This window comes from Pseudarthrobacter sp. alpha12b, assembly GCF_054130495.1.
In genome coordinates this window covers 3,472,977-3,487,297 of record NZ_CP196746.1, presented here as the reverse complement: position 1 = coordinate 3,487,297, position 14,321 = coordinate 3,472,977, and the positions used below count along the sequence as shown (strand labels likewise).

General features: G+C 67.8%; 14 protein-coding genes. 8 read left to right on the top strand and 6 right to left on the bottom strand.

What is annotated here, in order from left to right; genetic code table 11:
• Positions 1-23 precede the first annotated feature (23 nt).
• The 5 genes from ACTAQI_RS16075 to ACTAQI_RS16055 all read left to right on the top strand — a co-directional run bounded on the left by ACTAQI_RS16075 (position 24) and on the right by ACTAQI_RS16055 (position 4,743).
• Positions 24-671 carry a GntR family transcriptional regulator gene (locus ACTAQI_RS16075; RefSeq protein WP_457951084.1) on the top strand — a complete coding sequence of 216 codons (648 nt, stop codon included), beginning with the start codon at positions 24-26 and terminating at the stop codon, positions 669-671.
• 177 nt (positions 672-848) lie between these two features.
• A complete protein-coding gene (locus tag ACTAQI_RS16070) occupies positions 849-2,060 on the top strand; it encodes a Re/Si-specific NAD(P)(+) transhydrogenase subunit alpha (RefSeq protein ID WP_457947168.1) in 1,212 nt (403 codons plus the stop codon).
• Positions 2,060-2,380, top strand: coding sequence for an NAD(P) transhydrogenase subunit alpha (locus ACTAQI_RS16065; RefSeq protein WP_457947166.1), 321 nt, complete (start codon positions 2,060-2,062; stop codon positions 2,378-2,380). Before ACTAQI_RS16070 ends, ACTAQI_RS16065 begins: the two co-directional genes overlap by 1 nt.
• A complete protein-coding gene (locus ACTAQI_RS16060; RefSeq protein ID WP_457947164.1) occupies positions 2,377-3,750 on the top strand; it encodes an NAD(P)(+) transhydrogenase (Re/Si-specific) subunit beta in 1,374 nt (457 codons plus the stop codon). Before ACTAQI_RS16065 ends, ACTAQI_RS16060 begins: the two co-directional genes overlap by 4 nt.
• Before the next feature lie 72 nt (positions 3,751-3,822).
• Positions 3,823-4,743, top strand: a complete 921-nt coding sequence (locus tag ACTAQI_RS16055) for a diacylglycerol/lipid kinase family protein (protein WP_457947162.1) — start codon at positions 3,823-3,825, stop codon at positions 4,741-4,743.
• Between the two features lie 25 nt (positions 4,744-4,768).
• Here ACTAQI_RS16055 and ACTAQI_RS16050 read toward each other — a convergent pair whose 3' ends face one another.
• From ACTAQI_RS16050 to ACTAQI_RS16025, 6 genes are all read right to left on the bottom strand, one after another.
• Positions 4,769-5,494: a maleate cis-trans isomerase family protein gene (locus tag ACTAQI_RS16050; protein WP_457947161.1), complete on the bottom strand. Its 726-nt coding sequence runs from the start codon at positions 5,492-5,494 to the stop codon at positions 4,769-4,771.
• Positions 5,495-5,502: 8 nt separating this feature from the next.
• Positions 5,503-6,933, bottom strand: a complete 1,431-nt coding sequence (locus ACTAQI_RS16045) for an amidohydrolase family protein (protein WP_457947159.1) — start codon at positions 6,931-6,933, stop codon at positions 5,503-5,505.
• 31 nt (positions 6,934-6,964) lie between these two features.
• The gene (locus tag ACTAQI_RS16040) at positions 6,965-7,753 is read right to left on the bottom strand and encodes an aspartate/glutamate racemase family protein (protein ID WP_457947157.1); all 789 of its coding nucleotides are present in this window, start codon (positions 7,751-7,753) and stop codon (positions 6,965-6,967) included.
• Positions 7,750-8,433, bottom strand: a complete 684-nt coding sequence (locus tag ACTAQI_RS16035) for a GntR family transcriptional regulator (RefSeq protein ID WP_457947155.1) — start codon at positions 8,431-8,433, stop codon at positions 7,750-7,752. The genes ACTAQI_RS16040 and ACTAQI_RS16035 overlap by 4 nt, the downstream gene beginning before the upstream one ends.
• Positions 8,434-8,512: 79 nt before the next feature.
• Positions 8,513-9,868, bottom strand: a complete 1,356-nt coding sequence (locus tag ACTAQI_RS16030; protein ID WP_457947153.1) for an MFS transporter — start codon at positions 9,866-9,868, stop codon at positions 8,513-8,515.
• A 255-nt stretch (positions 9,869-10,123) separates the two neighbouring features.
• A complete protein-coding gene (locus ACTAQI_RS16025; RefSeq protein ID WP_457947151.1) occupies positions 10,124-10,960 on the bottom strand; it encodes an ACT domain-containing protein in 837 nt (278 codons plus the stop codon).
• Positions 10,961-11,115: 155 nt separating this feature from the next.
• On the opposite strand from ACTAQI_RS16025, the gene ACTAQI_RS16020 reads away from it, so the two are divergent.
• The 3 genes from ACTAQI_RS16020 (at position 11,116) to ACTAQI_RS16010 (ending at position 14,294) form a co-directional block, all read left to right on the top strand.
• Positions 11,116-12,180 (top strand): FUSC family protein, encoded by a 1,065-nt coding sequence (locus ACTAQI_RS16020; RefSeq protein ID WP_457947149.1) that lies wholly within the window; start codon positions 11,116-11,118, stop codon positions 12,178-12,180.
• A gap of 62 nt (positions 12,181-12,242) precedes the next feature.
• Positions 12,243-12,986: an IclR family transcriptional regulator gene (locus ACTAQI_RS16015; RefSeq protein WP_457947147.1), complete on the top strand. Its 744-nt coding sequence runs from the start codon at positions 12,243-12,245 to the stop codon at positions 12,984-12,986.
• Positions 12,987-13,103: 117 nt separating this feature from the next.
• Positions 13,104-14,294, top strand: coding sequence for a 4-hydroxybenzoate 3-monooxygenase (locus ACTAQI_RS16010; RefSeq protein WP_457947145.1), 1,191 nt, complete (start codon positions 13,104-13,106; stop codon positions 14,292-14,294).
• The last annotated feature ends 27 nt before the right edge of the window (positions 14,295-14,321 follow it).

The window sequence follows — 14,321 nt, the reverse complement described above, 5'->3', positions numbered from 1 at the left end:
GGAGATGATGGGCTTTGGAGACCGTGGATGGAACGGGCCGGACCCTCACCGCCGCTGAGCTCGCGGAGCTGCTGCGCACCGCCATTGTCAGTGGGGAACTGGTTCCCAACCAGCGCCTGGTGGAAGGTGACCTCGCTGCCGAGTACGGAGCGAGCCGCGGAAACATCAGGGTGGCACTCTCGGAGCTGAGCGTCGAAGGGCTCGTTGAACGCGTCCAGAACCGGGGAGCCAGGGTCCGGGCTGTCTCGGTGGATGAGGCCGTTGAAATCACCGAGGTCAGGGCTGCCCTGGAGGCCCTTTGTGCCCGAAAGGCCGCAGAGCGGGCCACCGACAGTGACATCGCCGAACTGCAGGAGCTGGCCGCCCGCATGAAGGGCGCCGTGGACCGGGGAGACCGCGAGTCCTACTCCGAAGGTAACCAGGCGATGCATGAAAAGATCATTGCCATGAGTGCGCAGAAGACCGCCGCAGCAACCATCCAGCGGCTCCGCGGCCAGGCAGTCCGCTTCCAGTTCCGTCTTGCCCGCCAGCCGGGCCGCCCGGCCGTCTCCCTGCCGCAGCACCTTGCCGTCATCGATGCCGTCTGCGCCCATGATGCCGATGCCGCGGCCGAAGCCATGCGCGTCCATCTTGAAAGCGTCGCGGACGCCATCCGCGCCAGCAACAAATAGCCCCGGCCCTTCCTGCCGAATGGGTCGCCGCAGCCCGGGATTACGCGGGGTGACAGGCGAATTGTTACCCACAAGCTCCCGGCCGGCTACTCCCGCCGTGGGCCGCCGCGCTCTAGACTCAAGCCAACTGCGTGCAGCAGAGCCGCTGCACCGCGCGTCAGGAAGAGGAGTCGGCGGGTGAAACTGGGGATTCCGCGGGAACGCCGGGAGGGCGAGCGGCGCGTCGCCGCCACTCCCGATACCGTCAGGCAGCTGGCCGGGATGGGACTGGAAGTCCTGGTGGAAACCGGGGCGGGGGACGGTGCCGGGCACGCTGATCCGGAGTACCGTAACGCCGGCGCCGCCATCGTCCCGGAACTGGACACCGCCGGCCTCGACATCCTGGCCCACGTCCGCCCCCTTGACCCGGAGACCGCCACGTCCCTGCAAAGGGGAGCCGTCACCGTGGGCCTCGCGTCGCCGTCGTCCGAGCTTCCAGCCGTGCAGGCGCTCGCGGACAACGGGGTGACCTCCTTCGCGCTGGAACTGGTGCCGCGCATTTCCCGCGCCCAGTCCATGGACGCCCTGACCTCCCAGGCACTGGTGGCCGGGTACCGCTGCGTGCTGGAGGCAGCCATCCGGCTGCCCCGCTTCTTCCCGCTGTACATGACCGCCGCCGGAACCGTCCCGCCCGCCCGGGTCCTGGTGCTCGGGGCCGGGGTGGCTGGGCTGCAGGCCATCGGCACCGCCAAACGCCTGGGGGCGCGGGTCTTCGCCAACGACATCCGCCCCGCCTCCGCCGACGAGGTCGCGTCCATGGGCGGCACCTTCGTCCGGCTGGACCTCGAGACGGCGGAGGCGGCCGGCGGCTACGCCCGGCAGTTGAGTTCCGACGCCGGCACCAGGCAACGGCAGCTGCTGGCGCCGCACGTGGCGCAGTCGGACGTATTGATTACGACGGCGGCAGTACCCGGGCGTCCGGCGCCCCTGCTGGTGACCCGGGAGATGGTCCAGGGCATGCGGCCGGGGTCGGTGGTCGTCGACCTGGCGGCCGAATCCGGCGGCAACGTGGAGGGATCGGTGCCGGGCCAGGACATCCCGATCCCCACCGCCGACGGAACCGGGCACATCACCCTGGTGGGCGTGAAGGACCCGGCCTCGGCCATGGCCTCGGACGCCTCCCGGCTCTACGCCAAGAACGTGGCCAACCTGCTGGCCCTGCTGCTCCGTATGGATGATGCCGGCGCCGCCTCACTCAAGCTCGATTTCGACGACGAAGTGGTGGCGGGGGCCTGCCTCACCCACGGCGGCGTGGTGCGGCACCAGCCCACGGCGGAGCTGCTGGTGGCCCGGGCACGCATTACCGCGGGGCCCGCCAGGGCCGCGGTCCGGCAGGAAGGAGCGCTCTGATGGACGGGACAGCGCTGCTGACCATCACGGTGCTGGCGGTGTTCGTCGGTTTCGAAGTGGTGTCCAAGGTCTCCAGCACCCTGCACACGCCGCTGATGTCCGGCGCCAACGCCATCCACGGGATCATCCTGGTGGGGGCCATCATTGTCGCCGGCCAGGCGGCCGACCCCTGGGTCCTGGCGGTGGCGCTGCTCGCCGTCGTGCTTGCCACCGCCAACCTGGTGGGCGGATTCGTGGTGACGGACCGGATGCTGCACATGTTCCACGCCAAAAAGGACGCCGCCCGGCCCGTCACGGATCCCAAGGCGGGCAGCAAATGAGCCTCCTTGGGCCCGTCTGGACGTCCCTGCTCTACCTCGCCGCCGCGGTCTGCTTCATCCTGGCCCTGCGCGGACTCAGTTCCCCACGGACGGCCCGCCGCGGAAACCTGGTGGGCGCGCTCGGGGCGCTGATCGCCGTCGTCACCGTGTTCCTGTCCGCCCGGCTGGAAAACATTCCCTGGATCCTGGCCGCCATCGCGGTGGGCAGCGCGGTGGCGGCACCCGTGGCCCGCCGGGTGAAGATGACGCAGATGCCGCAGCTGGTGGCCCTGTTCAACGGGGTGGGCGGCGGCGCGGCAGCCCTGGTGGCCCTCCTGGAACTGGGCCATTCGGACAATCCCTGGGTCCGCGTGGCCATCGTGTTCACGCTCCTGGTGGGTGCTGTTTCCTTCGCCGGCTCAGGCATCACGTTCGCCAAGCTGCAGGAACTGATGACCACCCGGCCCGTGCTGTTTCCGGGCCTGCCGGTGGTGATGTCCGTGGTCCTGCTCGCCGCGGTGGCTGCCGGCGTGGCCGTGGTCCTCACCGGTTCACTGGCCCTTGCTGTCCTGTTGCTGGTACTGGGCCTTGCCGCCGGTGTCCTGCTGGTGCTGCCGGTGGGCGGCGCCGACGTGCCCATCGTCATCTCGCTGCTGAACGCCTTCACCGGCCTGGCCGTGGCGGCGTCCGGCCTGGTGCTGGGCAACGTCCTGCTGGTGGTGGCGGGCACCCTGGTGGGAGCCTCGGGCACCATCCTCACCCGGGCCATGGCGGCTGCCATGGGCCGGAGCGTGGCCGGCATCCTGTTCGGGGCGTTCCGGGGAGGTTCGACGGCGGGGTCCACGGCCGTGAGCGACCGTCCGGTCCGGTCGTCATCCGCTGAGGACGTGGCGGTCCTGTTGGGGTACGCCCAGCGGGTGATCATCGTGCCCGGCTACGGGCTGGCGGTTGCCCAGGGCCAGCACACGGCCGCCGAACTGGCCCTGGCCCTGGAAGCCCGCGGCATCGAGGTGGATTTCGCCATCCACCCGGTGGCGGGCCGGATGCCGGGGCACATGAACGTGCTCCTGGCCGAGGCCAACGTGCCGTATGAGTCACTTAAGGAAATGAGTGAGATCAACCCCGAGTTCAAGACGACGGATGTGGCCCTGGTGGTGGGCGCCAACGACGTGGTGAACCCGGCCGCCAAGACGTCCTCCGGCTCGCCCATTTACGGCATGCCCATCCTGGAAGTGGCGGATGCCCGGCAGGTGGTGTTCCTGAAGCGTTCCATGCGCCCCGGGTTCGCCGGCATCGAGAACGACCTGCTGTACGAGCCCCAGACGTCCCTGCTGTTTGGTGACGCCAAGGACTCCCTGGCGCAGGTGCTGGGTGCGGTCAAGGCGCTGTAGGCGCGGATCGGCTCCCGCGGCGGGTTACTCTTCTCTCAGAAGCTTGCTTTCCATTCGCCACCAGAGGACGCCATGACTGAGACCAGCTCCACTTTGCCCAAACGCGCCGCCATCATCGTCAATCCCGCCAAGCCGGTGGACATCGACGTGCGCGGCCTGGTGGCCAAGCACTGCGTGGAAAACGGGTGGGGCGAGGCCATCTGGCTCGAGACCACCAAAGAGGACCCGGGCGTGGGCCAGGCGAAGGAGGCGCTGGCGCAGGGCGCGGACATCGTCATCGCGGCCGGCGGCGACGGCACCGTACGGTGCGTCGCCGAGGTCCTGGCCGGCGGCGAAACCCCCATGGGTCTGCTGCCGCTGGGGACCGGCAACCTGCTGGCACGCAACCTGGGCATGGACGTGACCGACTACGACGGCGCCATGGCCGGGGCGCTGATCGGTACCGAACGGAAGATCGACGTGGTCCGTGCCCGCCGCAGCGACCCGGACAAGGAGCAGCTGTTCCTGGTCATGGCCGGCATGGGCTACGACGCCACCATCATGGCGGATACCAACGAGGACCTGAAGGACAAGGTGGGCTGGCTGGCCTACGTTGACGCCGGCATCCGGAACCTGCCCGGCAAGCCGGTCAAGGCAACCGTGGTGATCGACGGCAAGGCCGTGGTGCACAGGGGCGTCCGGAGCGTGATGGTGGGCAACTGCGGCAAGGTCCAGGGCGGCCTGGAGATCTTCCCTGATGCCAAGATGGACGATGGCCTGCTGGACATCGCGGTCCTGGCACCCCACCACGGAAAGCTGGGGTGGCTCTCCGTGGTGGCGGGAATGATCGGCAAGGGCCGCGGCAAGGACACTGCCGTGGAGTACTTCCAGGGCAAGACCGTTGAGATCACGCTGGAGCACAAGGACGACTACCAGTTGGACGGGGACCACGAGGGCGAGGGCAAGCACGTGCTCATGACCATGGAGCCCGGTGCCCTGACCCTGCGGATGTAACGCTCCTGCGCCTGGCGGGTTTGGCCTATGCCAGCAGCCGGCCCCAGCGCGGCTCCAGTAGCGGCGCACCCGCCAGTTTCAGGGCATGCCAGAGGGTGACGGCCACGGAGTCCAGCACCGGCACTCCGGTGCTGTCCTCGATTTCGGCGGTGATGTTGGCCCCGTAAAGGTTGGTGCACAGGTACACCAGGGCGTCGGGGGCCGTGGCTGCGAGTTCCAGGGACCCCGGGCGCATCTCGTCGTCGGTGACCCGGGCAAAGGACTCGTTGTCGCTCAGGCCCAGCGCCCGGTGGTCCACGGTCTTGATGCCTTCGCGCTCGTAGGACGCGATGACCTGATGGTTCACGTCCTCCGTGTAGGGCGTGAAGAGGCCGATCCGTTCCGTACCGAAGGTCCGGAAAGCCTCGAAATAGGCAAGGGTGGACGTAGTGGCCGGGATGCCGGTGGCGGCGGCGATCCCGTCGGCCAGTTCCTGGTCGTGCGCCGAACCGAGCCACGAACCTGACGTGCCGTTCCAGGCAATCACGTCCACGTCCGCCGTCGCCAGCAGCCTTGCTGCGTCCTGCATGACGGCTGGGTCGAACTGCCGGTTGGAGGAATCGTCCAGCGCGATGCGGGTGACCGGGATCCGGGTGAAATGCACGGTGACGTCGGTGCGGCTGCCCAGGATGCGGTAGGTCTGGGGTTCCAGGCAGGTGTTGGAGGATGGCACGATCATGCCGATCCTGCGGGGACGGATGGTGGCGGGCATGGGGACTCCTAAAGAGCGGCGGCGGGGAGGTGGGTGGCTTCAGGGACGGTGGACTGGTGCTCGCGGAAACCGTTGCGGCTGATGAAGCGGCCCACGGCGCCGGGATCGTGGAAGCCGTCCGCATCCAGGACCACGCGGCCGTTGGAGACCACGACGGCGGGCCAGCCCGTGAGTGCCTGCCCGTCGAAGGGGGAGAAATCCGTTCCCATATGCAGGGCGGCGCCGTCGACCGTGCGTTCCTCTGCAGGGTCGAACACCACCAGGTCGGCGTCGAACCCCTCGGCGATCCGGCCCTTGCCGGGAACAGCGTTGATTCGCGCGGGTGCGGCGGCGAAGGCCTCCACGAACTGTTCAACTGTTGCCCCGGCGGAGGTCATCGCGGTGAAGGTGACCGGCATCCGGGTTTCCACGCCGGGCAGCCCGTGGGGCATGGCGCGTACGTCATCGGTGCGCTCGCGCTTCTGTGACAGGTCGTAGCAGGAGTGGTCGGAGGACATGGTGTGGATGGTCCCGGACACCAGCCGCTCCTTGAGGGCGGCTACCGTTTCCGCGCTGCGCATGGGCGGGCAGCAGGCGAACCACTCGGGGAAGGCGGAGGCATACACGGAATCATCCAGCGTGACGTAGTGGGGGCAGGTTTCGGAGTACGCCTCAAGTCCGCGCTCCCGTGCCTGGGACACGAGGTCCACTGATCCCGGCGTGGACTGGTGGACGAAATACACCGGCGCGCCGGTATATTCGGCCATAGCCAGGGTTTCCTTCACGGAGATCTCCTCGGCCAGTTCGGGCCGGGTCCGGTGCAGGTGTTCGATGCCGATCCGGCCGTCCTGGGCGTGCTGCTCAGTGCAGTCGGCAATGATCGGATCGTGTTCGGCATGGATGTACGTCAACCCGTCCAGGCGGACCATTTCCCGCATGACCTTGACGATGGTGTCGCCGTCGGCCATGGTGCTGCCCCGGTTGGTGGTGTACATCTTTACCGAGCGGACGCCCTCCGCTGTGAGCTGCTCAAGCTGCCAGGGGACGGTTTCGTCCCAGGTGACCACGGCGCCGTGGAGGGCAACGTCGCAGCGGGACTGCGTTGCGAGTTCCTTTTTGTGCAGGACGGCGGCGAGCGGGGTTTCCTGGGCGTCGCGGGGGATGCCGAAATCGATGATGGTGGTGGTGCCGCCCCACAGCGCTGCCGTGGAGGTGGTCCGGTAGTCGTCCAGGGTGCGGAAGCGTCCGGTCACCTGGGCAACGTGGCAGTGGCCGTCCACGCCGCCCGGGATCACGAGCTTGCCCGCGGCGTCGATGGTGCGGTCCGCCGCAGGGACCGGCCGGGCGGCATCGACGACCGCGGTGATCCGCCCCCCGTCCACCACGATGTGGGCTTCCTGGCGGCCGTGGCTGTTGACCACTGTGGCGTGGGCTATGACAAGTTCAGGCTGGCGGGACATCGGTGTCCTCCTAAGGTTTGGGTCGTGTGGGTCAGGCCGTGGGCTGGGGCGTGCCGGCATGCTCCTGGCGGGCGGCAAGGGCCGCGTCCAGGTTGCCTGACAGGCCCTTGCGGTCCTTGGCCGGGGGTGGGGCGAAGGCGCCGGCGCGGTGCGGTCCGGATTGCAGTGCGGCAATGGCTTCGGCCATGCGGATGCCGGCGGAGATGCCATCCACCACAGGGACGGGAATCTGTCCCTTGAGTTCGCGGGCAAGGCCGGCCAGCGGGGCACCGGCAAGGATGACGACGTCGGCGCCGTCCTCAGCGACTGCCTGCCGGCTGAGTGCCAGCAGGGTTTCCCTGAAGTCCTGCTGCACGGAGGCAATGCTGTTCAGGGAGTCGTTGATGGAACGGATGGAGGCCAGCCGCCCGGCCAGGCCGAACTGCTCCACGCACTCCCGGTACCAGGGCTTGATCCGGTCGGAGATGGCGATGATGGAGAAGCGGTGGCCCTGCAATGCAGCCGCGCACAGTGCGGCCTCGGTGATGCCGATGACCGGAACGTCCGCCAGTTCCTTGAGGGCCGGCATGCCCGGATCGCCGAAGGCTGCAACCACCACCGCATCCACGGCGTCGGCACCGGGACGGGTCTGTTCGGCGATGATTTCGGCCACCGCGCCGGCGGCGATCAGCGATTCGAAGCGGGTCTCGATGTACTCCACGCCGTGGCCGGCCGTCCGGACCAGCAGTTCAGTGCCGGGGGAGGCGGAACGGAGCGCTTCGGATTCGATCAGTGCGGTGACATCGGCGCTGATGTTGGGGTTGATAACCAGGAGTTTCATTTTCTCTTCCGGTGGAATTCTGGTTCGGTCTTCTGGAAGTCCTCGGGAAACTGGTCCCGGTACTTTCCAATGTGTGATGCGGACTGGGCGGCTGCCTTGTCCGGATCGCCGCTGGCAATAGCGGAGTAAAGCTCACGGTGTTCGCGGATGAGTTCGGGCAGGTCGCTGACGTGCCGGAACAGCCAGTGCATGCGGCCCTGGAGGGGCTCCAGGGCGGACTTGAGGAAGTTGTTGTCTGCGATGCCGGTGATGGCGTCGTGGAATTCGCTGTTGGAGCGGTGCGCCTCCATCACCGCGCCCTTGGCCAGGAAGGCCTCCGCATTGTCCAGCAGCGCTTTGAGGTAGGCGAGGTCGTCCTTGGTGGCCCGCCTGGCGGCGAGCCGGCAGGCCAGCACCTCCAGGGACTGGCGGACGTCGAAGAGGTCCTCCACGTCCTTGGGGCTGAGGCTGCTCACCTCGGCCCCGCGCGCGCCGCGGTCACTGATGAGGCCTTCCTGGCGGAGCATGCGCAGGGCTTCGCGGACCGGCAGCCGCGATACGGAAAATTCTGCTGCCAGGTCCCGTTCCACCAACCGTGTGCCGGGAGCGTAGTGTCCTTCGAAAATCCGGGTGCGGAGGGTGTCCCGGACAGTCTCGCGGAGGGGGCGGTCCTTGTCCTGGGTCTCTTCTGCGGTCAGCATGATGCTCCATTCGGATTTTTGTATGGCACTGCTCCCGGCTACGGGGGCGTCGTTTGCAAGTTTCCCTGCGAGGGTCAGCTTAGACAGGAAGCCGCTTGTTGTAGTTCAGGGTGAGTACTGATGCGCCCATGATGATTGCGGAACCAACGAAGTACAGCAGCGCCCAGGTGTAGGAGCCGGTGGCGCCCACGATCAGGCCGACGACGATGGGCGTCACGAAGCCCGAGATGTTGCCGCTGAGGTTCATTGCTCCGCCCAGGACGCCTGCGTTGGTGCGGCCGCCGAGGATGGAGGGGATGCTCCAGAACAGGCCCACCCAGCGCAGGAAGAAGAGGACCAGCGAGAGCAGGACCACCGCGGTGGTGGCGTCCGGGACCACGGTGACACCCACCAGCCCGCCTATTACTATGGCGCTGGAGATGCCCAGGAGGGTACGCATGACCAGGTTGGCGGATGCGCCGGATGCGCGCCACTTGTCGGCGATGGTGCCGCCGATGATTTCACCGACGAATCCGGCACCGAAGATCACCAGGGTGGACCAGCCGATGGTCTTCAGGTCAAAGCCCTTGGCCTGGGCCAGGTACAGCGGGCCCCAGGTCAGCAGGCCGTAGAAGACGCCGTTGAATCCTAACCAGCCCAGGCACATGGCCCAGAAGGAACGGAATTTCAGGTAGGGGAGCAGCCCGCGCTTGCCTTTGCTGCCGTCCACGGCCGCCTCGGCGTCCTCCGCGGCGTGCGAGGCTTCGATGTAGGAGGCTTCGGCGTCGTTGACGCCCTTGTGCTGGCGGGGGTTGTCGCGCACGTACCACCAGACGGCGAGGCCCATGAGGACGGTGGCGGCGCCGGCGATGACGAAGGACCAGCGCCAGCTGCCGGTGGAGGCGATGAGGCCGGCGATGATGATGCCGCCGAGTCCTGCGCCCAGGGGTGCGCCGGCATCAAGGATGGTTGCCCCGCGGCCGCGTTCGGACTTGTGCATCCAGATGGCGTTGAGCTTGCCGCCTGCGGGCATGACGCCGGCCTCGGTCACGCCGATCCCCAGCCGGGCGATGAACATGCTGAGGAAGCCGCCGGCCATGCCGGAGGCCGCCGTGGCAGCGCCCCAGCCGAGGCAGGAGGCTGTCATGACCTTGCGGGGGCCGAATTTGTCGATCAGCCAGCCCACGGGAACCTGCATCAGGGCATAGGTCCAGAAGAAGGCGGAGAGCAGCAGGCCCACCATCTCCGGTGCGAGGTTGAATTCCTTTTGGATGATGGGCAGGGCGACTGAGATGGACCCGCGGTCTATGTAGTTGACCGATACCAGGACCAGGAGCAGCAGGAACAGCCGCCAGCGGACGGCGGTGCGCCGTTGCGGGCCGTCCTTTCCGGGTTGCTCTGCAATGCCGGTGGCCTCGTCGGACGTGGCCGTTGTTTCAGTATTTGGGATGGACACAGCTTCTCCTTCACGGGGAAGTTTACGGATGGGGAGGATGCGAATGGTGCGTGCTGTCAGCCTGGGAGGGCGCTTGGCCTGGAGGCGAAAGTGGCCCGCTGGACGATCCGGAGCGTCAAGCTGGGCTGGACTTTTGGGATCCCAATTTGGGATCCCAAAATCAAAGGTAGAAGTGACTCCCGCCACTGTCAAGGGTTTTTCCTGCCCTAGGGGCTCGGATGGCCTGCAAGCGGATTATGACTGCCCGGCGGACGCCTACGCCCGTGGTCCGGCCGGCCGGTGGGATGCTATTTCGGCCAGTTCAGCGAGCCGGTGGGCCCGCGCTGACTCGGCCGGGGTGAACGGCTCACCCGGGCGGGCGAAGGTAATGGGGCCGTGCCATGCCGTGGGGATCTTGAGGCGAGTCCCATCGTCGGGACCTTGCAGGCCGGCGTCCGACGACGGCACAATCCTTGCGTGCAGCAGCTCGGCCACCGCCAGGGGCAGTTCGTCCGGGGCGGCAGCGATCCTCGCCGCCAGGCTCAGCGCCCTTGTCTGCCCGTCAGCCATGGCCAACGCGGTAGTGGGCCAGACGTGGGAACCAGTGCCGCCGCCGTCGTGCAGCGCCGCCAGGACGTCACGTTCGCCCACATCGCCCGGCGCCGAGAGGACAAATTCGTCCAGGACCCCTCCCGGCACCGGGTGGACATGGATGCCCAGGATGTTGATCCCGTTCCGGGCCAGCGCCCGCGTGATCCGCTGCAGGGATCCGGGCTGGTCACGCAGCTGCGTCCGCGCCCGCCAAAGGGACGGTGCCGCCGCGAGCTGCCGGCGGTGCCGCAGGGCGGGGGCATGCAGCCAGCGCAGCAGGATCCGGGCCGCTGACGGCTCGGCCACCCAGATCACCAGCACCGTCGCGGTGAGGGCCAGCACCAGCACCTTGGCTGCGTAGGGAAGGTGGGTCTCCACCACCAGGGCGTGGACCACCAGCTCGATGGGCAGCATCACGGCGACGTTGGCCACGGTCAGGCGGGCCTTGGGCGGTTCCGGCATCTGGCCGCAGACCTCGCAGCGCAGTTCGGCAGCGGGTGTGTTGTGCGAAGGGCGCTTCATGACCCAAGCATTGCGGGGTGCTGTTTCCGCCGCATTGCCTGCCGATTCCATTCATGGGAACGCATCGGGCACCGCCGGGGGGTCCCCGCGTAGGATTTACCAGGAACGTCAGCGCGGCCGCCCGTTAGAATCCACCCCCAGGGAAGGCGCTGCCCGTGAAGATGTTTGCCGAGATGTTCAGCATTGGCCCCCGTAACAAGGACCACCACCCGGCGTTCCGTTGCGCCGTTGGCGTCTTCGTCCCCCTGATCACCCTGGTGCTGCTGGGACGGCTGGACCTGGCAATCTTCGCGTCCTTCGGCGCCTTCACCGGAATCTATGGCCGCGGTGAACCGCACGCCGTCCGCTTTATGCTGCAGTTGCGTGCCGGACTGCTGATGCTCCTGGTGATCTTCCTGGCGGCGCTCGCGGCGCGCATGGGTCCCGCCTGGGGCCTGGATGCGGCCTCGCACACGTGGCTGCTGGTCCTGGCCACCACGCTGGTGGCCGGCGCCTGTTCCGTCGCCATTTCCTGGCTTCGACTGCGCCCTGCGGGTTCGCTCTTCCACATCTTCGCCTTCGCCGCCATCGCGTCCATTCCCAACCAGCCGCCGCTGTGGCAGGGCCTGCTGGTGGCCGTCCTCACCACCGTGTTCGCCCTGCTCGTCGGCTTCTCGTCACGGATCCTTCCCAGCCACCGCACTCCCTGGACCCGGCCTTCCCGGATCCGGCGCACGCCGGCGGAAAAGCGTGCGGCCTGGCTTGAAGGGTTGGGCTATCTGGTGGCCGCGGGGCTCGCCGGAACGCTGGCCACCTGGGCCGGGGGACGCCTGGGTTTCGGGCACAACTACTGGGCCATGGTGGCCGCGGTGGTGCCCCTGGTGGGCCACACCACGCGGCACCGGGTGCGCCGCGGCGTCCAAAGGATCATCGGCACCGTCCTGGGCCTGCTGGTCCTGGCTGCCATCCTGCTGGTGGGCCTGCAGCCCTGGCAGACCGTGCTGGTGATGGCGCTGTGCCAGTTCGGCGCGGAGATGTTCATCATCCGCCAATACCTGCTGGCCCAGGTCTTCGTGACACCCCTGGCGCTGGTCTCGACACTCCTGGTGGTCCCGGCGTCACCCGCCATCCTGCTGCGGGACCGCATCATCGAGACCGTGATCGGTGCCGCCGTCGGCATCGCCGTGGTGCTGGCTCCGGGCGCGTGGCGCCGGATCAGAAAAGGCACGACGACGGCCTGACCGCCTGGCCCAGGCCCTGCCGCGCGGTACGCTGGACTTCCCGTTCAATGGAAGGAGGCGCGGTGGCAAACTCAACCTCCGGTGATTCGGTGGTAGACCGGATCGTGCGGCTGATCTCCGCCTTCCCGCAGGATGTCAGCGCCCTTCGCCTGTCTGAACTCGCGGACCGGTCCGGCCTTCCCCTGACCACCACTCATCGGCTGGTCGCCCAGCTTGCCGGGCACGGGTTGCTTGAAACCGCCCCCGGTGGCATGGTGCGGCCGGGACTCCGGCTGTGGGAACTGGTGAACCGCGCCTCACCGGCGCTGGCGCTGCGGCAGGCGGCCATGCCCTTCATGGAGGATATCCAGCAGGTCCTGAACCAGAACGTCAACCTGGCGGTGTTGGACGGGTGGGAGGCCCTCTTCGTGGAGCGCCTGTCCCGGCGGGGCTCGGTGGCCAACCGCGCGCAGGTAGCGGGCAGGATGCCTATCCACATCTCTTCCGCCGGGCTGGCGCTCATGGCCCACCAGGACAAGGCGCTGCAGCAGGAGTACCTGGGCCAGTTCGCCGACCCGGACGGAAAACTGGCCACCGACGACGTCCGGGCCCTCCTGGCAGAAACCTCCCACCAGGGCTTCGCGCAACTGAAAGGCGTGGTGGACCCGGGCACCTGGGGGATCGCGGTCCCCGTCCTGGACCGCCGCCAGCGGGCCGTGGCCTCGCTGGGCGTGGTGGTACCCCTCCAGGAGATGCGCCTGCAGGCGCTGGTTCCGGCCCTGCAGACCGCAGCCCGGGGCATCGCACGGGGCCTGGCGTCAGCCTGATCGTTTCCCTGGTTCCGATCAACGGAATGGCTGTAACGCCCGTCACCCGTCCTGGCGCACACTGAAGCCAGGCAACCATTCCGGCCCCCGGGCCCCGCAACGAAGCGAGACACAGCCATGGCACGAAAAGTCATCACCACCCAGGTAGCCATCATGGGAGGCGGTCCGGCAGGACTGATGCTCTCCCATCTGCTGGCGAAGGCCGGCATCGAGTCCACGGTGATCGAGATCCGCAGCCACGAGGAAATTTCCCACACGGTCCGCGCCGGCATCCTGGAGCACGGGACCGTCAACCTGCTTGTGGACAGCGGCGTCTCGGACCGGGTGCTCCGCGACGGAGACCGGCATGACGGCATCGAGCTGCGCTTCAACGGCGAGAGCCACCGCATCGACTTCAAGGACCTGGTGGGCGAGTCCGTGTGGCTGTACCCGCAGACGGACGTCTTCCTGGACCTTGCAGCGCGGAGGAAGGACGACGGCGGCGACGTCCGCTACAGCGTCACTGACACTTCCGTCCACGATCTGGAGGGCAAGCCGAAAGTCTGGTTCACCGATGCCGACGGCGTCGAATTCGAGATCCAGGCCGACTTCCTGGTGGGCGCGGACGGCTCCCGCAGCCACTGCAGGTTCCAGATTCCGGAGGCCCACCGCAAGTGGTATTTCCACGAATACCCCTTCGCCTGGTTTGGCATCCTGGCGGAGGCGCCGCGCAGCTCCGACGAACTGATCTACGCCAACTCTTCCAATGGCTTCGCCCTCATCAGCCAGCGCACGGAGACCGTCCAGCGGATGTACTTCCAGTGCGACCCAAAGGAAAACGTGGCGGAATGGGATGACGACAGGATCTGGGCCGAATTCCGCAGCCGCGTCAACGGCAACGGCTTTGAGCTCAAGGAAGGCCCGGTCCTGGAAAAGATGGTGCTGCCGTTCCGGAGCTTCGTCCACACCCCCATGCGGTACGGCAACCTGTTCCTGGCCGGCGACGCCGCACACACCGTGCCGCCCACCGGCGCCAAGGGCCTGAACCTGGCCATCAACGACGTCAAGGTCCTCTTCGAGGGGCTGGACAGCCACTACAACTCCGGCTCGGACCGCCTCCTGGAGACCTACAGCGACCGTGCCCTGGACCGCGTGTGGAAGGCCCAGCAGTTCTCCTACTGGATGACCACCATGCTGCACACCCCCGCCGGCGCCGACGATTTTTCCCGCGCCCGACAGCTCGGCGAACTGAATTCCGTGGTCTCCTCCCGGCACGGCATGGCCTACCTCGCCGAGGCCTACACCGGCTGGCCCGCCGCCGCTTCCTGAGGCTCGGGGGAATTACGACGGCGGGTG